Origin of the sequence: Niallia sp. FSL R7-0648, from assembly GCF_038007005.1 — a bacterium.
Classification (GTDB): Bacteria; Bacillota; Bacilli; order Bacillales; family Cytobacillaceae; genus Niallia; species Niallia circulans.
In genome coordinates, this window is record NZ_JBBOWE010000002.1 from 377,967 (window position 1) to 398,516 (window position 20,550).

Annotated in this window: 20 protein-coding genes and 1 pseudogene; 3 read left to right on the forward strand and 18 right to left on the reverse strand. The window is 35.2% G+C overall.

Annotation, left to right across the window (positions count from 1 at the left end):
* Nucleotides 1–6: 6 nt before the first annotated feature.
* The 4 genes from NSQ89_RS21820 to NSQ89_RS21835 all read right to left on the reverse strand — a co-directional run bounded on the left by NSQ89_RS21820 (nucleotide 7) and on the right by NSQ89_RS21835 (nucleotide 3,112).
* The gene (locus NSQ89_RS21820) at nucleotides 7–318 is read right to left on the reverse strand and encodes a DUF3243 domain-containing protein (protein WP_061800693.1); all 312 of its coding nucleotides are present in this window, start codon (nucleotides 316–318) and stop codon (nucleotides 7–9) included.
* Between the two features lie 183 nt (nucleotides 319–501).
* A complete protein-coding gene (locus tag NSQ89_RS21825; protein ID WP_341133306.1) occupies nucleotides 502–1,719 on the reverse strand; it encodes a CynX/NimT family MFS transporter in 1,218 nt (405 codons plus the stop codon).
* Nucleotides 1,720–1,930: 211 nt separating this feature from the next.
* Nucleotides 1,931–2,500 carry a helix-turn-helix domain-containing protein gene (locus NSQ89_RS21830; protein WP_047943961.1) on the reverse strand — a complete coding sequence of 190 codons (570 nt, stop codon included), beginning with the start codon at nucleotides 2,498–2,500 and terminating at the stop codon, nucleotides 1,931–1,933.
* A gap of 66 nt (nucleotides 2,501–2,566) precedes the next feature.
* A complete protein-coding gene (locus NSQ89_RS21835; protein WP_053215771.1) occupies nucleotides 2,567–3,112 on the reverse strand; it encodes a TetR/AcrR family transcriptional regulator in 546 nt (181 codons plus the stop codon).
* A gap of 161 nt (nucleotides 3,113–3,273) precedes the next feature.
* Between NSQ89_RS21835 and NSQ89_RS21840 the strand changes: the two genes are divergently transcribed.
* Nucleotides 3,274–4,119, forward strand: a complete 846-nt coding sequence (locus tag NSQ89_RS21840; protein WP_341133307.1) for an SDR family NAD(P)-dependent oxidoreductase — start codon at nucleotides 3,274–3,276, stop codon at nucleotides 4,117–4,119.
* A 181-nt stretch (nucleotides 4,120–4,300) separates the two neighbouring features.
* On the opposite strand, the gene NSQ89_RS21845 is transcribed toward NSQ89_RS21840, so the two are convergent.
* On the reverse strand, nucleotides 4,301–5,320 hold the full coding sequence (locus NSQ89_RS21845; RefSeq protein ID WP_095320602.1) for a zinc-binding alcohol dehydrogenase family protein: 1,020 nt from the start codon (nucleotides 5,318–5,320) through the stop codon (nucleotides 4,301–4,303).
* Between the two features lie 209 nt (nucleotides 5,321–5,529).
* On the opposite strand from NSQ89_RS21845, the gene NSQ89_RS21850 reads away from it, so the two are divergent.
* The gene (locus NSQ89_RS21850) at nucleotides 5,530–5,889 is read left to right on the forward strand and encodes a winged helix-turn-helix transcriptional regulator (RefSeq protein ID WP_341133308.1); all 360 of its coding nucleotides are present in this window, start codon (nucleotides 5,530–5,532) and stop codon (nucleotides 5,887–5,889) included.
* Between the two features lie 181 nt (nucleotides 5,890–6,070).
* Here the strand turns inward: NSQ89_RS21850 and NSQ89_RS21855 are convergent, their stop codons facing one another.
* From NSQ89_RS21855 to NSQ89_RS21910, 12 genes and pseudogenes are all read right to left on the reverse strand, one after another.
* Nucleotides 6,071–6,802, reverse strand: coding sequence for an ABC transporter permease (locus NSQ89_RS21855; protein WP_061800701.1), 732 nt, complete (start codon nucleotides 6,800–6,802; stop codon nucleotides 6,071–6,073).
* A gap of 3 nt (nucleotides 6,803–6,805) precedes the next feature.
* A complete protein-coding gene (locus tag NSQ89_RS21860) occupies nucleotides 6,806–7,516 on the reverse strand; it encodes an ABC transporter permease (protein WP_251689256.1) in 711 nt (236 codons plus the stop codon).
* On the reverse strand, nucleotides 7,513–8,424 hold the full coding sequence (locus tag NSQ89_RS21865; protein WP_095257908.1) for an ABC transporter ATP-binding protein: 912 nt from the start codon (nucleotides 8,422–8,424) through the stop codon (nucleotides 7,513–7,515). Before NSQ89_RS21865 ends, NSQ89_RS21860 begins: the two co-directional genes overlap by 4 nt.
* A gap of 97 nt (nucleotides 8,425–8,521) precedes the next feature.
* Entirely contained in the window at nucleotides 8,522–9,922 is a 1,401-nt protein-coding gene (locus tag NSQ89_RS21870; protein ID WP_341133309.1) for a HAMP domain-containing sensor histidine kinase, read from the reverse strand.
* Nucleotides 9,919–10,587 (reverse strand): response regulator transcription factor, encoded by a 669-nt coding sequence (locus NSQ89_RS21875; protein ID WP_095257933.1) that lies wholly within the window; start codon nucleotides 10,585–10,587, stop codon nucleotides 9,919–9,921. Before NSQ89_RS21875 ends, NSQ89_RS21870 begins: the two co-directional genes overlap by 4 nt.
* A gap of 429 nt (nucleotides 10,588–11,016) precedes the next feature.
* The gene (locus NSQ89_RS21880; RefSeq protein ID WP_251689262.1) at nucleotides 11,017–11,823 is read right to left on the reverse strand and encodes a hypothetical protein; all 807 of its coding nucleotides are present in this window, start codon (nucleotides 11,821–11,823) and stop codon (nucleotides 11,017–11,019) included.
* 409 nt (nucleotides 11,824–12,232) lie between these two features.
* The gene (locus tag NSQ89_RS21885; protein WP_047943957.1) at nucleotides 12,233–12,604 is read right to left on the reverse strand and encodes a DUF1304 domain-containing protein; all 372 of its coding nucleotides are present in this window, start codon (nucleotides 12,602–12,604) and stop codon (nucleotides 12,233–12,235) included.
* Nucleotides 12,605–12,646: 42 nt separating this feature from the next.
* Entirely contained in the window at nucleotides 12,647–13,285 is a 639-nt protein-coding gene (locus NSQ89_RS21890) for a nitroreductase family protein (protein WP_047943956.1), read from the reverse strand.
* A gap of 404 nt (nucleotides 13,286–13,689) precedes the next feature.
* Nucleotides 13,690–13,986 (reverse strand): putative quinol monooxygenase, encoded by a 297-nt coding sequence (locus tag NSQ89_RS21895; protein WP_061800723.1) that lies wholly within the window; start codon nucleotides 13,984–13,986, stop codon nucleotides 13,690–13,692.
* Between the two features lie 125 nt (nucleotides 13,987–14,111).
* Nucleotides 14,112–14,247: pseudogene (locus NSQ89_RS21900) on the reverse strand (nitroreductase family protein); the annotation flags it as partial.
* A gap of 32 nt (nucleotides 14,248–14,279) precedes the next feature.
* On the reverse strand, nucleotides 14,280–14,708 hold the full coding sequence (locus tag NSQ89_RS21905) for a MarR family winged helix-turn-helix transcriptional regulator (protein ID WP_047943954.1): 429 nt from the start codon (nucleotides 14,706–14,708) through the stop codon (nucleotides 14,280–14,282).
* A gap of 823 nt (nucleotides 14,709–15,531) precedes the next feature.
* On the reverse strand, nucleotides 15,532–16,224 hold the full coding sequence (locus NSQ89_RS21910) for a DUF1963 domain-containing protein (protein ID WP_061800725.1): 693 nt from the start codon (nucleotides 16,222–16,224) through the stop codon (nucleotides 15,532–15,534).
* Between the two features lie 410 nt (nucleotides 16,225–16,634).
* Between NSQ89_RS21910 and NSQ89_RS21915 the strand changes: the two genes are divergently transcribed.
* Nucleotides 16,635–17,888 carry a DUF5068 domain-containing protein gene (locus tag NSQ89_RS21915; protein ID WP_061800728.1) on the forward strand — a complete coding sequence of 418 codons (1,254 nt, stop codon included), beginning with the start codon at nucleotides 16,635–16,637 and terminating at the stop codon, nucleotides 17,886–17,888.
* A 63-nt stretch (nucleotides 17,889–17,951) separates the two neighbouring features.
* On the opposite strand, the gene NSQ89_RS21920 is transcribed toward NSQ89_RS21915, so the two are convergent.
* Nucleotides 17,952–19,300 (reverse strand): IS3 family transposase gene (locus tag NSQ89_RS21920; protein ID WP_095259293.1). Its coding sequence is split into 2 segments (ribosomal slippage): nucleotides 17,952–18,844 and nucleotides 18,844–19,300, totalling 1,350 coding nucleotides; the frame shifts between segments, so codons are not numbered across the junction.
* Nucleotides 19,301–20,550: the final 1,250 nt, after the last annotated feature.

Genomic DNA, 20,550 nt, shown 5'->3' on the forward strand with positions numbered 1-20,550 from the left:
CACGAATTAATTTGCCAATTTTACAAGCATATGTGCTAATTTATGGCGTTCCTCTTCATTTCCCACTTTCCACAGTTCCTGAAGAAGTGCCTCCTCACGATTTTGCGGTTCTGCGTTGTTAGCAAGATAGCCAGCGACTTTCTCTGCGCTTTTCGCTAATTGCTCTTCATCCATGCCAAGATTTTTGCCCACTTCTATTTTACTGCTTAGATAAGATTTAAACTCATTAAAATTCTCTAGCTTCTCTTGGATTGTTTTTCTATCCATTTCTTTCACTGTTTCTTCGGCCTTGTTGGGATCTGCATTATAATTATTCATCAATAATCTTCCCTCCAATTATTTGTTTGTCCCTTAACTATTCCCCAGAAAAGCCGCGCGAAACTTTATATCGACTTAGCAATAATCTCCATTTCTATCTCATTCCTCACAGGTCCTTTGTTATCCGTAAAAAAAACGAAGATTCTCCAGTGTTGCACCGGAAAAAACCTTCGTTATGATAAACTATTTACTTGTGCTTACATACCGATCTCTAGCTGCTCCTAATCCAAATACAAAGAGCAGCAATGACGCACCAGCTAAAATGAACAACGGAATAGTCCAGCTATTCGTTACATCATGTAAATATCCGAAAAGCGTAGGACCAATAGCCGCTAGTAAATAACCAACTGATTGAGCCATGCCAGATAGTTCTGCTGCCTGTCTGCCATTCTCCGTTCGCAAGCCAAAAAACATCATCGATAAACTGAAGGCACAACCTCCCCCAATACCTATCATGATAATCCAGCATACAATTAACTTTGCACTTCCATAAATTAGTCCAAGTGTCCCCGCTAAAAGCAAAGCGCTCATGATAATGACTAAAGAACGCTGACTTTTCATACGCCCTGCAATAATAGGTACAATAAAGGTAAAGGGAAGTAATGCTAATTGCATCACAGAAAGGAGCCAGCCAGATTGATCTGAACTTATTCCTTGTTGTTGTAAAATCTCAGGCAGCCATGCAATAAGAATGTAAAAGACCATCGATTGTAACCCCATAAATAAGGTCACCTGCCAAGCTAATGGAGAGCTCCACAAGTTCACCTGAGAATCTACTACTTTATTTCGAACAGCTGCTGTTTCCTTGTTGAGATGCTTTATTTGAGGCAGCCAGAATAAAATGGATATGAAGCTAAGTATCCCCCAAATTCCCAATCCACCCTGCCAGCCAATTCCAAGTCCAATGGCAATTGGAACACTTAGTCCCGAAGCAATAGCAGCTAATAAATTCATCGAAATAGAATATACGCCTGTCATTAATCCAATTCGAGTTGGAAACTCTTGTTTAATCAGACTAGGTAATAGCACATTAGAAATTGAAATCGCCAATCCTAGCACAGCAGTACCAATATATAAAGCAGCCACCCCAGATAATGAACGTAAAATAATGCCTAGTGTAAGAAAGATTATAGACATCAGAATCATCATTTCCACACCAAATTTACGAGCCAATTTAGGTACAATCTGAGAAAAAAGCGCAAAAGATAATAATGGCAATGTGGTAATCATCCATGCTAATGTATTAGAAATATGAAGATCATCCCTAATAAATCCTACTATTGGACCCACTGATGTTAACGGAGCTCTTAAATTGGCAGCAATAAAGATTATTCCTATAATAACCATCCAAACGGCTGACTTATGAACAGCTCGATTTGATTGTATATGTTGATTAGTCATTGTTTCCTCCTGATTATAGTAGCCAAATGACTATGAAATGAGTCCTTCATCATTAATAAGAAGTAGTCAGTTAAGCAATTTGGTATACTATAATATATTTTCACTATGATAATGAATAATATAATATAACAAGCAGGTGTTTGTCCATTCTTTTTTCTAGAAGTTGAAGAAACAAAATATATCCCCGCTATTGGACGGAATAACCTAACCACTACCTCCCGTATCTCAATAAGATATAGAGTACAGCAACTTTATCGGTATGATTTATATAGGAATGGCTTCCATTTGCATCAAAACTAATCGAATCATATTCATTTAAGATATATGACTCATTATTTACATTAATGGTTATGGTTCCCGACATCACCGTAGCTATTTCCGTCGTATTGGGGTGATGCTTTTCTGGATAATAAGAACTATGTGGTTGTAAATATGCTCGACACATTTCCATCTCATCCTTTTGATTTTGAAAAATCGGCTCTACAGCCCAATTGCCATCATCTCCGAAAATTCTTACCCCGCTACCAGCCCGCGATACATTCACACTGCTTCCTGAGGAAAATAACGCCATCAGAGGGATCGATAAACTTCGCGAAATCTTCCACAATACCCCAATTGTTGGATTAGTTTCTCCTCGCTCAATATTTCCCAGCGTCAGCTTACTTACACCTGATATCTCAGATAAATTTTCAAGACTCAACCGCCTCTCCTTTCGCAATTTTTTAAGCACTGTTCCAACTTGAATAACTACCTGTTTTGAATCATCTGTTTCTCTATTCATATTCGTCCTCCATTTTTCTATTATGGGAAATATTATTATTCCTATGGTAGGAGCTTAACTCCATTCCTAATTAAGTGGTTCAAACAAACCTTTGCATTGGTTGGTCAACTGATTATAAACCGCAGCTCCTTTGGCATAAGCCTCTTGGCTAAAATCGTTCTTTTCCATAAATGTCTTTAAAAACATGTAAGTAGCGCCTGCATAATAGTTTGCAATATATTCACTATTCTTACCGAACGCTTTATGTTGCTCCATTACAAGCTTATTAAAATTGGCTAACTGACGAATAAATTCGTTACTAATGCCCGCCCATTCAATTAATGCAAATGTCTGTTGATTTTGTTTCCAAAATTGTATTAGTAGTTGAATAAAGCCTGAAGCGTTAAAAGATTGCTGCTTTAAAACCGACTTAAAATCACTCATGACGTTGGATATCTGTCTTATAATGATGTCTTCTTTCACTAAATAATTCCTGTAAAATGTTTGCCTTGCAATTCCAGCTTGCTCGCATAAATCTCGGATGGAAATCTCATAAAAGTTTTTATTCTTAAGATTAAACATCATTAAACTTTGCAGCAATAATTTTTGTGTTCTTTCGACCCGTTTATCCATTTATGCACCAATTTCCTTTCCTGTGTCACATAAAAAAATTCTTTGCTTTTTCTTTGCTTAAATTTATTATACAATCCTTTCAAGCTAAGTGACAATTGTAACTTAAGTGTCAATTGTTCATTTACCAACAAAAATTATTTATCATATCGGAGGTAATTATTTTGGGAACAGGAAAGGTAGTAGTCATTACTGGAGCCAATAATGGGATTGGTCTAGAATTAGCCAAAAAAATGCTAGCAGAAGGGAGTCAAGTTATTGCATTAATACGTTCTTCTTTTTCAAAGGACGACCTCTTTATTCAATCAAAAATTACTACAGGACAATTACGAATTTATAAAGCCGATTTATCTGATTTTAACAGTCTAAAAAATCCGCTGGAAGAAATAAAAGCAACGGAGAAGAAAATAGATTTCCTTTTCAATAACGCTGGCGGCAGTTTTCCTTCGTTATTATTTTCTAAGCAAAATCGCGAACTACATTATGAACTTCAGACAGTAGTGCCTTATATTATTTTTAAGGAGCTGTCCCCTTTATTTGAAATGGGAGAAGATAAGACAATTGTTAATACATCTTCAGCTGTCATCCTTCGCGTGAAACAGTTTGATCCAGATACATTGGAAAACCCATCTTCCTTTAAAAAGTTATTTGGTCCCTATGCGACAGCAAAGCTAGCTTTATCTTTATGGACAAAAGAAATAGCAAAAAGAGAGAGTGCCAATGGATTCCGGTTTCTAAGTGTAGACCCCGGGAGTAACAATACGTTACGGAAAGAAAAAAAATCAGGTATTCCCTTTTATATAAAACCATTGATGAAGTTTTTCTTTTCCCCACCGACAAAAGGGGCTGCTTTACTCTACGATGCCGCAATGGATAAGACTGGAGCAGTTTCTGGGGACTTTATTGTAAAGGGGAAAAGCACGAAGGTTACATTTGCTGAATATAGTTCCATTGTTTTAGAGGGAGTACATAGGATTTATGTGAGGGAATTTTTGAATAGTGAGGAGTAGAGAATAATTCAATAATAAAAAATCTATTTAAGGAGAGGATAACAGCATCGCTGGTTTTCCTCTCCCTTTTATAAGGCAAATCCCCAAAATTTAGTTCTAAATAGACTAATAATCTTCAATCCTAAGTCATTGTTAACCAAACAGTCTACTTTTTAGATAAGATGACAATCTCATTAGGCATTTATTCATTCTCAACTACTATTTTACCAATCATACTTCCTGTTTCTACGATTTTATGTGCTTTACGTAGCATTTCGGCATTAATTGGTCTAAGAGTTTCTGTAAGGGTTGTTGTTACTTTCCCGTCATCTATTAGTTTACTTAGTTTGGATAAAAGTTCATGTTGTTTGATCATGTCTGGAGTTTCATACATGGATCTTGTAAACATAAATTCCCAAACAAACGTGACACTTTTATTTTTTAAAGCAGTAAGGTCGATAGGATTAGCCATTTCTACAATCGAGCAAATCCTTCCTTGAGGGAAAATAATATCGGCCATGTTTTGCCAATGCTGCTCTGTTTCGTTCAAACATAAAATGTACTCAACGCCTTTTATATCATGATCTTGTAGTTGAGTTCGAAAGTTTTCGTGATGGTTAATGATATAATCAGCACCTAATTTATTCACCCATTGCTTACTCTCTTCTCTAGATGCTGTGGCAATCACTTGTAAACCTGCCATTTTAGCTAATTGAATCGCTATGGAGCCCACTCCCCCAGCCCCGCCAATAATAAGAATGCTCTTAGATTGATTTTCTTCGTAGTTATTAATATCTATCATTAATCGATCAAATAAACTTTCCCATGCTGTTATCGATGTCAGTGGTAAAGCCGCTGATTGTGCAAAATTTAAAGACTTTGGCTTTAATCCGACAATTCTTTCATCAACCAAATGGTATTCGCTATACGTCCCTGGTCGAGTTAGGTCACCAGAATAAAACACTTCGTCTCCAGGTTTAAACATTGTACAATCCGGTCCAATTTCTTCCACCACTCCACTTGCATCCCAGCCTAAAATTCTTGGTTCTGTTTCTTCTTTATCTTTAGGAGCACGTACCTTTACATCAACCGGATTAATCGAAACAGCTTTTATTTTAACAAGTATATCTCTTTTGGTTGGTGTCGGTTTTTCCACTTGGACATCTATCAAACTTTCTTCCTTTTCAATTTGTAAATATTTATACAATCCAACTGCTTTCATTTAAAAGCCCTCCTTTTTTATTCATGTTTATTATAAAAAAGAAATATATTAAGAGTAAGTACGCACATTCTTGTAATCTGGTATCACACATGTTACCTATTAGGAGAGAAATGAAAGCAGCTGCAATTGACATTCTTGTAATCTGCTATTAACTATGTTACTAATTAAGAAAAGAAGAACAAGCAGAAATGAGAAAGGTATGAGTACCGATGAGAAATCGAAAGAAAGGGTATGGATGCCCTGAAAGATGTCCGGTTGAAGGAACGCTTGATGTGATCGGGGGTAAATGGAAAGGCGTTATTTTGTTTTATTTATTAGATGGAAAGAAAAGATTTAATGAATTCAGTAGATTAATGCCTGGTATTACCAAACGAATGTTATCTCTCCAATTAAGGGAACTGGAAGAAGACGGAATTGTTCATCGAGAAGTATATCCCGAAATCCCCCCTAAAGTGGAATACTCATTAACGGAATTTGGAAGAACGCTCGAACCAATTATTTCTCTAATGAATGAATGGGGAGAAAATTACAAAGAGTTTTTAAAAGAAAATAAGCGGGAATTAAAATAGGTTTTTAAGCTTATATATCGATCGGATATAGTCTCTCCACCTTTGTAGAGTCTTCCTTTATATTTTATAAAGAAAACCTTGGTACAGCAAGAATTGAATATACCAAGGTTTTCTTGTTGTGATGCGGAAAAATAAATTTACAACAATTAAGTAAGTTGATTGGGAATAAGGCTTATCCGTTCTATACAGTTTTCCTATGAAAATATAAATACCCTCCAAGAAAAAATAAAATAAAACTTCCTCCCACCACGGTTAGTAAGTGCTCCCAAGGAACAGAAAACACATCATCACTAGTATCACTGATATACATCATTGCAAAGGGCTGGGCCCATGGATAATAAGGTCCAAAACGCTCAGAATTAACCGCTAATATTGACGGTAATGTGAAGATCACATTAACAGCCAAAGGAGCAGCAAAACTCTTGAATAGAATAGACATCCACAATTGAAAAGCCACTAATGGAAACGTGGCAATCCATCCTCCGAAAATACTTTTCCAAACAATTTCAATTGGAAATGGATCTGTGAAACCTTTCATCATTCCCACTCCATAAACGGCACCAAGATAGAATAATTGTATAACCAATACGAGGAGCATTAACAATATGTATTTCCCTGTAAATACTTGTCCTCTTGTTACAGGCAGTGCTAACAGCTGCTTCCAACCACCAGCTTGATGTTCATATTTGCATATCACACTCGCCAGCACCCCCGTGACCAAAGGTAAAAATAGTAAAGCATATGTCAAGTTCATTGATAATAATGGTAAATACCATTCATTTATTTCAATTTCGACATGGAAGGGTTTAGCAGTCATCCCTGTAAAAAGGCCAATGAGAGGACCGGTAAAAATAATTAATAGGATTTTTGATTTTCGCAATTTAAACCATTCTGATTGAAGAATAGAGAGCATTTATTATTTCACATCCCTTCTTGTAAAATCTATCATTCCAGCGATATATAATAAAATACCTACTCCAATTCCAAGCAGGACATTGATCATCGGCTCATTCCATTCGTTCGTTAATGAAGGCCACTTCCAAATCATCCAATCTGGTAAAACCATGGCCGAATAAACGAAAATCACGCCTAAAACCCCTGTGGTAATCGGAATCCCTTGATTCTGACTAACAGTCGCAATCCAAAGCTGTAAAGCTAACATAGGCAGTGCGGCAAAATACGGATAAAAACTATATTTTACTATTTCAGCAAATGGAGTTTGCTCACCCAAATCTAAAAAGACTCCCAAAGCTATGGTAAATACCATCAATAGCACGGATGATAGGAATAAAAAAAATGCAAGCACTGTAAATTTTGATAAATAAACATTCATTTTGGAAACAGGCAACGAAATCAGTTGCTTCCATGAATTCGTTTCATTTTCAATACTAGCCATAAAGGATGTTAAAATGACGATGCCTAATGCAAGTGCAAGTGGTGTAAAAGAACTTACATTCAATAAATAATATCCCCAATCATCCTCACTTTGTTTTAATAAATAATCCTTTCTCACTCCATAGTTAACCATCTGTAATGCGACAACACCAAAGGGGCCTAAAAAGGTTAGAAACCAAAATCCTTTTCGTTTAATTTTTAAAAAGTCTGCCCTTAAAAGTTTTCCAATCATACTGCTTTCTCCTCCATAGTCATTTGAAGGAATATTTCTTCCAATGATCTCTTTTCCTCTTCAACACGATAAATCGAAAAACCCTCTTGAACAAGAGACTGTACAGCTTTTGCTACCCCCTCATTTGAATGCTCGGTTAATAAAATGATCTCATCTTGCCAATCAGCATTTATCCCTTTTCCTAATAAGGAGCGCCAAGCTAGCTTACTATCACTAACCTTTAATAAAATCCTTTGCTGCGCATACATACGTAATGCTTCAATGGAATCCTGAAAAATCATTTTTCCTTTTGTAACGATCCCTACCGTTGTCGCCATTTGATCAATCTCTGACAACAAATGACTAGAAATCAATATAGTCATTCCTGTCTCAGCAGGCAATCGTTTAATTAAATTCCGGATCTCAATAATTCCGGATGGGTCTAGTCCGTTTGTAGGTTCATCCAAGATTAATAATTCGGGATTGTTTAATAGAGAAGCCGCAATTCCTAACCGTTGCTTCATTCCTAATGAAAAGCCTTTTACTTTTTTATTTGCCACGTCTTGTAATCGAACAATCTCTAATACTTCGTTAATTCTCGTTTTCGGCACCCCTAAAATCTTTCTCAATGCTTCTAAATTCTCATAAGCAGTTAGATGAGGATAATAGGATGGATTCTCTACTAGTGAACCTACCCTTTTTAATATGTCTCTTCTTTCCAGCCTTAAATCCTTTTGAAAAATATGAATCATACCCGATGTTGATTTCATCAACCCCAAAAGCATACGAATCGTCGTTGTCTTCCCTGCACCATTCGGCCCTAAAAATCCGTATATTTCTCCTTTTTTAATCTTCATGTTCAAGCCTGCAACAGCCTCTTCTTTACCAAAACGTTTAGATAAATTTTCCGTCTGCACTACATATTCCATTTCTCTCACCTCATCTTCTATCCTAGGAAAAGAAGGTTAAAACTGGGTATGCTGACAGGTTAAATTTTGTTTAAAAAAAGATAGATTGGAAAAGGTGCTAAATGACCTTTTCCAATCTACCTTTACTTGAGTCTCTTTTTTTTATTATTTTTATTGTTGTTCCATGTTCACTTGACTTAATTTCCCAATATAACTCCATACCTTTCACCATCATATCAACAATAGACAAACCAATTCCTGCACCTGCTTCATCTGAAATACCCTTCATCCCTTTTCCTTTATCTGAAACAACTATAGCATCATATTGATCTGTGGATTCCGTTTTCATACAAATATATCTTCCACTTTTAGCGTGACGCAATACATTTTGTAATAAATTATCTAATATACGTCCTAACCAAATTGGATCAACCGTCCATTTACTATTTTTAAACGGGAGTAATTTAACTTCTATTTCAAATCCCTCTTTTTCAAAAACTGGGTACCATAAAGCTAAACATTCACGCACATAACGAATAACATCTATATCCTTCCAATCAACTTTATATTTACTAGCCATTAGTAGAGTATATGACATCAAATTTTCCATTAACCTATCAATATTCACTACCGAGGCTTCCAACGCCTTTATTGCTTTTGTACCCTCTTCTGATAAATCTTCTTTAGCAATTGAATAGGTTTGAGCTCTTATTTTAGTTAAAGGTGTCCGTAAGTCATGAGAAAGATTAGCAATTAATTCCCGCCGTATTTGTTCTTCTTTCTGTTCACGTTGTTTACTTTCCTTGAGTTCAAATACCATTTGATTAAACGTTTTTTCAAGTTGTCCAATTTCATCCTGCTTTTTTACGTTAATCTGGATTGGCAAACCGTCAACATCCCGTATCTCCATCGCATCTTGTAATTGTAATAATCGTTTTCTGATGCCTCTAAAAAATAAAAAGGAAGCTATAATAAATAAGAAGATGATACAGATAACACCGACTAATAATATCGTGCCATAATTATCATTTACTTTTTCAAGCGGAGATTTTAACGCAGCTCTAGGAATCTCAAAAACTATAAAGCCCCTAGATTCTTCATTTCCAACAAAGGCAATAACCGTAAAGGGGTCCCCTTCATAACGATCTTTGATAAATTTTGCTGTAAAAACAGATGACCATTCGGAAGGAAGTTGTTCTCTTACATTTACTTGCTTTCCTAACCTACCATTTTCATCCACCCAAAACATAGAGGCATCGTGAAATTGATTTTTCCACTTGGAAAAATGCTGTTCAATTGTTTCAGGCGTGACGTTTTTCAAATGGTTTGCTTCAGCATGCCACTTTGTCTCTATTTCATTGAAATCATTCCTATATTGGGATTGACTTCCACTTTCTATGTTTTCTGCAACACCAGACACAAATATTGTGACAACTAGGAAGGCGAATTGAACAAGAAAAATGGCAATTAAAATAATCATCATGTACTTCGCCAATAATGATTGGAAAAACCTTCTCATATTTTCACCCGATATCCGATGCCGCGAATCGTTTCAATGATTGTTGGATTTGAAGGATTCTTTTCAATTTTTTCTCGTAAATAACGAATATGAACCATTAAAGTCTTATCTCCTTCGATATATCGCTCGCTCCAAACGCCTTCATATAGCTGTTCCTTTGTTAATATTTGGTTCAAATGTCGAATAAAGAATTGAAATAAATGATATTGTTTTCCTGTTAATTGAATTTCGCTTCCTGTGTCATTGTTTACTAATCTCATGTCTTTTGTATAAATAGTTAGATGCCGCAATTCTAATATATCGTCATTTTTTTGATATCTTCTTATTAATACTTCGACACGAGCTGCAAGCTCATCAGGATGAAAAGGTTTTGTTAAATAATCATCTGCAAAATGAAGACCTTCTATTTTATCCTCAATTGAGGTACGTGCGGAAAGCATTAAAATAGGCAAATCACTATTTTCTTTTTTGATACGTTTTCCGATAGAGAAACCATCTAATCCTGGTAACATTACGTCCAAAATGAGGATATCTACGGTTAATAGATACTCTTCCACTCCTTCGCCTGACTGTAGCCATGTTACTTCATATCCTCTTTCCGTTAGATCCTTTGTCACCCAGCTGCCTATATCACTTTGATCTTCTATATACAATACATGAACCATTTCTTCCTCCTTTTTAAAATAGCTGCTTTCTTTAACATATAACATACCTATATCAACCTATCAAAAGAGATCTTTGTTCCAACCTCTCCCTTGGCCTTGTTTCATCCACTGCTCAATCTCAGATATTCTTTTTCTTTTGAATAAAAAAACATCCCTTTAGACAATATTATCCAAAGGGGTAAAGCGGTGCAACTCATTTCAAATTAACGACTAGTATAGCATTTAAATAAAATTTAATTATTTCTAATAATTCATCTTAAGCAAGCATCTGTTTACGGAACAATAAATACTATAAAAGTCCATTTATATAAATATCCAAAGAAAATTTCAAAAAATGCTGATATTGCAGCACTTCTTAGGTTAATATATCTTCAAACACTTTCATTTAGAAACATTTTCAGGCTTATTTTTTAGACCTGGTAAGAGATTTTAAGATAGTCTATTCGCTTCATCGATAAGTCCTATATTATACATGGATTCCAGCACAATTTTCTTTAACAATGGTTCATCTGATAGAACATGATGAAGTTGTATATCTCGAAATACAGCATATTGTGATGGTATTGGTGCACGAGATAAGTATGCTTTTAAAGCTGCTAAGTCTGGTTCAACGTCTTTATTAATTTTAAAAGGAATGTGCGTTTCATTAGCAAGAAATGGAGCAATTACACCAAGACCATCCTGGGTTTGAATAGTTATCATTTTTTGTCGCTGCAATCTAAGCGTTTGAATATAGCGATAAGGATTAGCAATAATAGGCATTTGAATGTTTTTTTCTAAAAAGTTATTGATATACTTTAATAATTGTCGTTCAGACTGAGGATGAAGTTCATCATCCACTTCCCGTTCCTTGAATACTAAATAACTGTCTTCATCAGCGAAATAATTATAAAATAAATCACTATCTGTGCAATTGATACGTAAAAATTCACGCAAATTTTTTGCGAGTATACGGGTTGGCTTTTCAAACTCCATTGGACTTATACAGACAATAGGCGCCTCTTCAAGGTCAGAAACCGACCCATAGTCTGTTAAAAATCCATAATGAATACCATCTACTCCAATATGGCCAAATACAATAACATCGCTTGGTGTGTTAAAATAGCGAAAGTCGGATAATGAAATATAAAAGTGAAGCCCATTATAAAAAGATTCACAATCGCCAAGTTCCTTCTCTAATTCCATTAATTTTTGAAGGCTTGCTGGTATATCATACTTTCCAAAGTTGCGCTGCATTCAAAAACCGCCTTTTCTTTTTCCTTTATTTTACTATATTTGTTATTAGGAAACTACTTTATGGGGAATCTACTGAGTTAATGAAATACCCGCTACTCCCCTTCAATCATTCTCCCATTTGAATATGCATACCTCTTCCCTTCACTAAAAAACCCCCTGCCAATTATTAGAACTAAAGGGGGATAAACGTTGCAACTTTATACAAATGTAGCTTTCAAATAAAGATTAATTAAAACATTTTATTGACTCTTTATTTACCAAAGAATACAAAAAATCCATTTTGAATAAGTTTTCTTCAAAATGGATTTTCTTTTAATAACTCTGTTAGATTTTTTTATAAAAAAGTTTGATTGTTTTCATCTTATGATCTTCAACATACATATATTTATAAAATATAAAAGCTTCGGTTCTACATTACAGACAAAAGGGTAACCAGTGCTAAAATAGCTGGAATTCCTTGTTTCACAATAATTGATTTGTTGGATGTAAAGCCTCCGAAAATGGCTGCCACTACCACACAAATTACAAAAAACAACTGAATCATATAGCCAATTGAATTAAGTCCAAGTATTAGTCCCCAAATGAGACCAGCTGCTAAAAACCCATTATATAAACCTTGATTTGCAAACATGATGGCTACATTTCGATCTCTTTCTAAGTGCTTCGGTAAATTGAAAGCTCGTTTTGCCAATTTTGAATCAATAAAAAACATTTCAAGGATCATAATAAATAAATGTTCTATTGCTACTATCCCAACTAAAATGGCTGCAAGTACTTCCACTCACTAATCCCCCCCTTTTCTGTTTCCTAATATCAATTTATATTATTTCCATTGCGCAATTCTATCGACAGGGAGACGGTATGAAGCATATCCTTCATCGACTGCTTTTCCGATGGATAGAAGCATGACTGGTACATAGCGCTCCTTTTCCAATCCGAAAGCTTCAGCGATATTTTCTTTTTCATAGCCCCCTATTGGGTTTGTTTCATATCCGTGCGCGCGTGCTGTCAACATAAGCTGCATGGAAACGAGACCAGCGTCAACTAGAATCGTTTCCCGATTTACTTGCTCCGGTAGTTGTTCAAAATGTGCCTTCAAAGCCTCGATTTGTCTGTCTTTTACCTCCTGTGGCATGTATCCTAAGTCAACGGCTTTTGAATAAATTTCTTCTAAATAGTCTGCATTGTTCATATCTGCAAATACGGCGATTACGGCAGATGAAGTGGTGACTTGTGACTGATTAAATTTAGCAAGCCCCGCAAGTTTTTCTTTGGATTCTGGGCTTTCAATGATAAGAAAACGCCATGGCTGTGCGTTAACCGAAGATGGAGCTGTAGTCGCCTCCTCTAATATTTCAGTCATCTCTTCTTTACTGATTTTAACTGTTGGATCATAGTTGCGAATGGATCGGCGCCCTTTCATTATTTTCATAAAATCGTTTGTTTTTAATGTAGTTTTCATGTGCAAACAACTCCTATAATTTTTTAATATTTTCTATATTTTTCTTCAATTACAACAGCACTTTCTTAAATACAGAACAGTCTTCTATGCTGGCATTTCCGGTGAAGACTCTGACTTGCTCGGTTGAGCGAGCAAGGATAAATACGGCTGCGCCATCGATATTCATTAGTTTTTTGTTCCTTCTACTTCTAATTAATTCGCGATTTTCAAAGGTGTTTTATAACTAAGTCGATAGCCATGCAGGAGAATCTCTTAAAAATGTAAACTTTTCTATTCTTAGTAAGATTCGGACATGTCATTATTATCCAGATATTTTTTAATTAACAATCTTACCATTTATAATTCGCAATAAAAAAGTGATGTCTACTTATAACTCACTAAAGATTTTTTTGCACTAGAACTCCCTAACTTTGCAAAGGGTGTCCATCATATGCTTTTATATCAAGTGGCGCAACTAAAAAGTTACTAGCTTTGGCCACGAAAGAAGTAAAATGTTCACTTGTATTATGGCTTTCTACCGCCGCTGCATCTTGCCATACTTCAACCATGGTAAATGTATGGTTCTTTTCTATATCCTTATATAAATTGTAAGAAATATTTCCACTTTCTTGTCTAGAAGCACGAATTAGTGTTTCTATCTCTTCTAAAAAACTTTGTTGCTTTGTTGAGTCTATTTGCATTACAGCATGAATAATAATCATCGTTCTCCTCCTCTTCTCTGAATCTTTTTATGCTAAAGAAAATTTAAAACATCCATGAACACGCAGTGTGTATATCAATCCACCACAGGACTTGTTTCTTTCCTTTTTTTCTTCCACTATACAATTCAAACAGATTTATAACCTCTGTCTGCTGCTTTCCCAATTGAAATAAGCATCACTGGTATATAACGATCCTTTTCTAAAACTACCGATTAGGCATGTATCGTATCCATGTTCGCGTGCTACAAGCATTAGCTGCATATTTGAACGGCGTCCTCTTAAAATTTTACGTATTAGATTTCTTTTATGTTATTTTGAATACGATTTAGCATATCAAATAGCAAATCTCGTTCCTCTTCACTAATATCTTTTAGCATAGAAGTGACGAAACGTTTCTTTTCTTCTTGATAGCAACTAATTTTTTGACGTCCATAATCAGTAAGCGTCACAAGCGTAATCCTATTGTCACTTGTTTTTTTTCGTCTTAAAATCAACCCGTTTACTTCGAGTTGTTTTAAATGCCGCGTGATGGCAGCATTGTCAATATTCATCTCCTTTTGAAGCGCTTTTTGGCTCATTTCATCCACTTGATAAAGATGGCTCAAAAGTTCAAGGCGCGACTGACTAACACCTGTACACCCTTCAAATTTCGAATTGATTTCTTTATTAATAAAAAATAATTTATATAAAATAATTGCTTCCTTAGAGCAAGAATTTGTCAATAACTTCCCTCCTTTTTTATTGTTTGAAATTATTTGACCTATCAATCATTGACCCATCAAATAATTTAACTCAATTGGATTTAAAATGCAAGTATTTTTATTTTTCCTTTTGTAACTTTGAAATAAAATTTGATTAATTTCGTTTCAAATCTTGTTGGTTTGGAATAAAATTTGTGGGTTTGATTAATGATTTTCGAAAACCCCTGTCTATGCAGGGAGTTCCAGAAAGCTTTTTAGCGAGGTAATAAGAAACCTCCTTCTTGCGTGGGATAAAGAGTTGGTTTCCTCAACCACTTTATCTCACGCAAGAAGGAGGTATGCCCATATGAAGGACATGAATAGTTTATTTAGTGCATATTACCTAGAATAATATGTATCACATAGTTTTTCCCATGCAAAACATCTTTCGAATTAGTACTTTGTTTAAGTGTACCTTTTCGAAGTTGTTTTATAGTGTCTCTTTATTCTAGATAGTATATACAAGTATTTTACCTGCAGCTTTAAAATAAAGTAACTTAAGGAAATAGCATTGTGTTTTGCCTTCTCTGGAAAATACATTATAAACATTAAGTATTAAACAAAACCAGTCGTATACAAGCTAAGCTAACTAAACCGAAAACGGTTGAATCTCGCGGCTTAAACTGTCCCGATTCGCCAAAATCCCAAGAGACTAGACGAAACGACTCCACCGACCGCTGGCTTAACCCTAACATAATTTTACCATTTGCGAGTCCGGAAACAGCTTAAATTATTTCATGCTGACGGGCATGGGTAGAAAAACCTACTTTTTAGCGCCAGTTTATCTTATCTGACCGCCAAACCCTCAATAACAATCCCAATGCATATGCCATTCACCAGTCGAACGAGACCTGAACAAGTAAATCGTCCCGTTGTCACCCACCATAAATCTCGGCTTTTCCTCGCTTCCGATCTGCATGATATACTGACAATCTTCTAAGGAAACCGGTGACTGGATATAGGATGCGTATCCTCCTATTTTCGTTTGCGGGTAACTGCCGAATTCATCGAAGAACTGATCGCTCGCATCTTCATCCTCGTTCACTTCCGTCAAGTCAACATAATCCCAAGCCTCTTCCCAGCACGGGTAATCATCGCTATCAGCCTTGTGCCATCTAATCTGAAACTCCCTGAGACCTCTTGCTTCTTCCGGTGTTTCCATTAATTGCAGCTCTTCCACCGACTGATGCTCGATGAGTAGCCAGCCTTCTCCGTTCTTGACAGGATAGATTGGAAGCTGTTTCCTGTTCAGAAATAGCTGGATCAAACTTGCCTCTCCCACACCATCGATCCCACCAGGTATTTCAGGCACATACGCTTGCAATACGGGAATCATGGGACCATCTTTGTCATGAGGCCATCCCGCTTCTTTATCGATATAAAAATGCCCGCCAAACCAACTCATCCTCGCTTCCTCCGGACGAAATCCGCCAATTTGCGCCAAGACCGGCTTTTTTCCTATTTCCCTAAGTGAATTGAACGCCTCAAATTGTGTCATCGTAAGCAGTTCTCCTCCCGGTATCTAGTTAGATTTTTACTGGATAGACGGATGGCAGTCTTTCTATTAGTTCCATCCATTTCCTTAAGTATAATTGATGCCGATACGCAGCTCAAATATGCTCCTGACTCTTTTATCCAAGACAGCAAAATCGAAAAATCTAGCTTCTTCTTTCTTAATTTCTCGTGAAAGCAGGTTGATCAATCTATGCTTTAATGACTTTTCGCCGTTCATTCATCCATTTTTCTATCAAAATTTTCAGAAAGTTTCATACTACAAAACTTATTGAAATTGGGGATAAAGTCTTCTTCAAAACTAGATAAAATATACCATTTTTGTAATATTAAAGGAATTCTTTTCTATTTTCCTTTATAATAATTATGGTCTACATAAAAAGAAGGGGTGTAAATGTGAAAAAAACGAAAGTATTATCGGTATCAATCCTTTCTGCAGCAATGTTATTGTTGGCGGCTTGCGGAAATGAAGAAAAAGCTTCTGAATCTCCAAAGGAGAATGATTCAAAGGCTAAAACAGAGGAAACAAGTAATAAAGGGAAAACGAATGAAAAAGCAGAAGAATCAGATACTAAATCAGGTGAGGTATTGAATCCAAGTATTGCAGAAGAAACAGAAGGAAATGTTGAAGTGGTTTATACCAATAAAGAACCTGGATTTTTAAATGATATTAAAGGTTTCAAAGTATCCGTTAACGAGTACCAAATTGTTAAAGTAACAGACATGAACGAAGATTCTAAGTTGCGTTTTGATGGCCAGAATAATGGATACGTAATAACGACTAAAGTTACCATTGAAAATGGAACCGATAAACCAATGTATTATAATAATAATCATAAGATCCAGCTAAGCAATGAGTATGATTATATTCCGGCTGACTGGAAAACTCTTGTACCTGAAGATCAGCAGATTAATAGAATCAAAAAGAATAAAGAAAAGATTACTTTATATGAAGCTGGCGAGAAGGTAACTGGCTTAATGAGTTTCAGATTATCAGATGCTGAATTTGAAAAATTAAAAACAGTAAAACCAAAATATATAATTGAAGGCGGTTTAGCTGATAATGACCAAGCTAAAAATAGTAACATGCAGCAGTCGCCGGCTTATGATTTTATTTATAGCGAAGAACAAGCAAAACAAACAGCTGAACAACCCCAATTTTATCAAGATCGTTTAACGACTGATAATATGGCTGACAAAAAAATGATTTTTGAAAAATCTGGAATTAATGATACCAAAGAGATAGATAAAGTGAAAATTACCCTTGAAGGTGTACAATATACTGAAGTGATTCCAACAGAAGCCAATAAAGAACGCTTTAGAAATTTTGGTGATAATGGGATTGTGGCTGTGACTGTCAAATTGAATGTTGATAATCAAACATCAGAACCTGTTGACATATCGAATCTAAAAACTACTCTTAATATTGATGACAATCGTGCGAAAGTGTTAAGTCAGGGTATGGTGGAACCTCGTGAACAAAGGGAGATTGCTGCGGGACAAAAAGGTGAAAAACTGCATGTTTTCCTACTTAGAAAAGATGAATTTGAAATATATAAAAAGTTTGATATGAGATTTGGTCCATTTGTCGGTACAGATGGCAAAGACCAATTCAAAGGAAAATCTGCTACCTTTAACTTACCAAGATAAATAAAAAAACCAGAAACCAGTGTCAGTCTAGATGATCTGAACCCAAAAAGTTAGACACGGGATTTAGGCAGCTACTAGGGCATGAGTTCGATATTGCACCGGACTCATGCCTTTTAATTTTGTCTTAATCCGTTTGTGGTTATAGTAGTGAATGTAATTCTCTAATTCTTCTTTAAAATGCTCCATACTCTCAAATTCTTTTAAATAGAGTAATTCAGACTTTAATAAGCCAAAGAAATTCTCCATGACTGCGTTATCTAAACAATTCCCCTTACGTGACATACTTTGAGTAATCTCATGTTTCTTTAAAGCATGTTGGTACTTCTTCATTTGATAATGCCAACCTTGATCCGAATGGAGGATAGGGGTGTCACCCTCTTTCAAATGCTCAAAAGCTTTGTCCAGCATTTTCGAAACAAGTAGATAAACAGGACGCTTTTCTATGTTATAAGCGATGATTTCTCCGTTGAATAAATCTAGAACGGGGGACAAATATAGCTTCTCCCCGTGTAGATGGAATTCTGTTACATCCGTTACCCACTTTTCGTTTGGTTTCGATGCTTTAAAATCACGTTCCAAAATATTTGGGGCTATTTTCCCTACTTGCCCACGGTAGGAACGATATTTTTTCATACGCACAAGACACTTTAATCCCATCTCATTCATAAGACGGCGGACTGTTTTATGATTTATTTTGATGCCTCGGTTATGTAATTCTAATGTGATCCGACGATATCCATATCGTCCCTGATGTTCATCAAAAATCTCCTGAATTAACTCTTTAACTTCCTTATATTTATCTGGGCGATCCATTTGTTTTACCCAATAGTAATACGTACTACGCGCAATACCAGCGACCTTTACTAGATCAATCACTTTAAATTCTTGCCTTAATTCATAAATTATTTGCGCTTTGTCCTGTTCTGTAGTTTTTCCTTTTCTTGAATTAAGGCATGTAACTTTTTTAAGTAAGCATTCTCCATCCGTAAACGTTCATTTTCAGCTCGTAATGCTTCTTCAGACCCTTCTACTGGTTGAGGTTTATTCGTTTCCTTTTTCATTGGTGGGCGCCCCTTTTGTGTTGGTTTCAGGGCGTCAATTCCATGTAATTCAAAACCTTTTTGCCATTTTAGAATGGTACTATGTGTTGCAATGTTAAATATTGCAGCAGTTTCCCTTATAGACGTCCCTGTCTCTCTCATATAATTCAGTACGTCTAGTTTAAACTGTGTTGTATAAGATGTATAGGGTTTTATTAAAGCATCGGCACCATGATATTCATATTGTTTTATCCAATTTAATAAGACTGTATGATGTACCCCTATGGATTTCGCAATAAATTTTACCCCCTCCGTTCCCTGTAGATAACGAATAACTGCTTCTATTTTTTCCTCTATATTAAATTTAGACATATAAAAACTGCACCTCCAACTGTTAGTTTGTGTCTAACAATTGGGGTGCAGTTCAAGAATAGGCACTGGTTTTTTTCGGACTTATTATGAGTTCACAAATGTACAATCCTTATCACTTATGATGGGGATTTTAGCTTGTTATTTTGGCTTAGCAAATGATTTTTTGCGAATTCAAATCTAATTGTTCCATTTTAGTGGTTTACATAACTATTCTAATTATACTTGGTATAATATGCAATAATATTTAAAAACTGGTTAATGACTCTTTCTCTTATTACGGTACTGTAAGTGAATAAAAGGAACCATTTTAATTAAAGTTTGAGCAAAATAGTTTCTTATTTTAAATTTATCCATTATCTTGTAAAAAAGTTTAAATATAAAATATTTATGTCATTAATTCCGTTTCCAACAGTTCTATCTCATCCTCTTCAAATTTTTCCGAAATCTAATCATTTATTCTATCTTCTGCTTGCTGAATTTCTGTATTTTTATGTTAAATTTTATTAACTATTCTATATATCTGCAGTCTTCTTTATCTAATCAAACTAATGGATATTTCTTCATAATTGGCGTTTGAAATCTATATTTATTTATTTTATTTGACTCTAAATGTGTGGTACTTCTTTTCTTGTGAAAGAAATTAATGATTTTACTGTTTAGCTATCCTAACATATATTTAAAATCATCTAACTCATAATCAGTACTAAGAATGCAGTACCATTATAAAAATGCCCATGTATCTAAAGAAATGTATATTCTGATGCTGTGTCAGGAGTTAATATCTTGATATCTCTAAATCAAAGTTATGAGCAGTCCAATGTTCTACCATTTTTTCTAATTAGCTTCTTTAATCCACTTCTCAATTTCAGATGCTCTTTTTCTTTTAGACATAAAAACACCCCTTCTAAAGGGATAAAGTTCGTGACTTTCTTCAAAACATCGCAACTTTATTTCAAAGCCACACTCACTGTTGCTTTGAAATAAAGTTTGATCAAAATGGATTCCTTTTTGGCATATTTAATTTTCGGTTTTATAAAAAAGTTTGATTATTTCTTATTGAACTAATGCCCCCTCAATAAGGTTTACGAACGATTGTAGGAATTTAAACCCTTCCAGTCTTCAAAAGTTTTCTAAAATTCTCGGATAAGGCATTATCTTTGCTAAGTAGCAGAATTACTGAAGAGTCACAAAATACCAATTCCACAACTGCCTTTGGATGTTGTATTTTAGGATTTTCAACCCAAAAATTC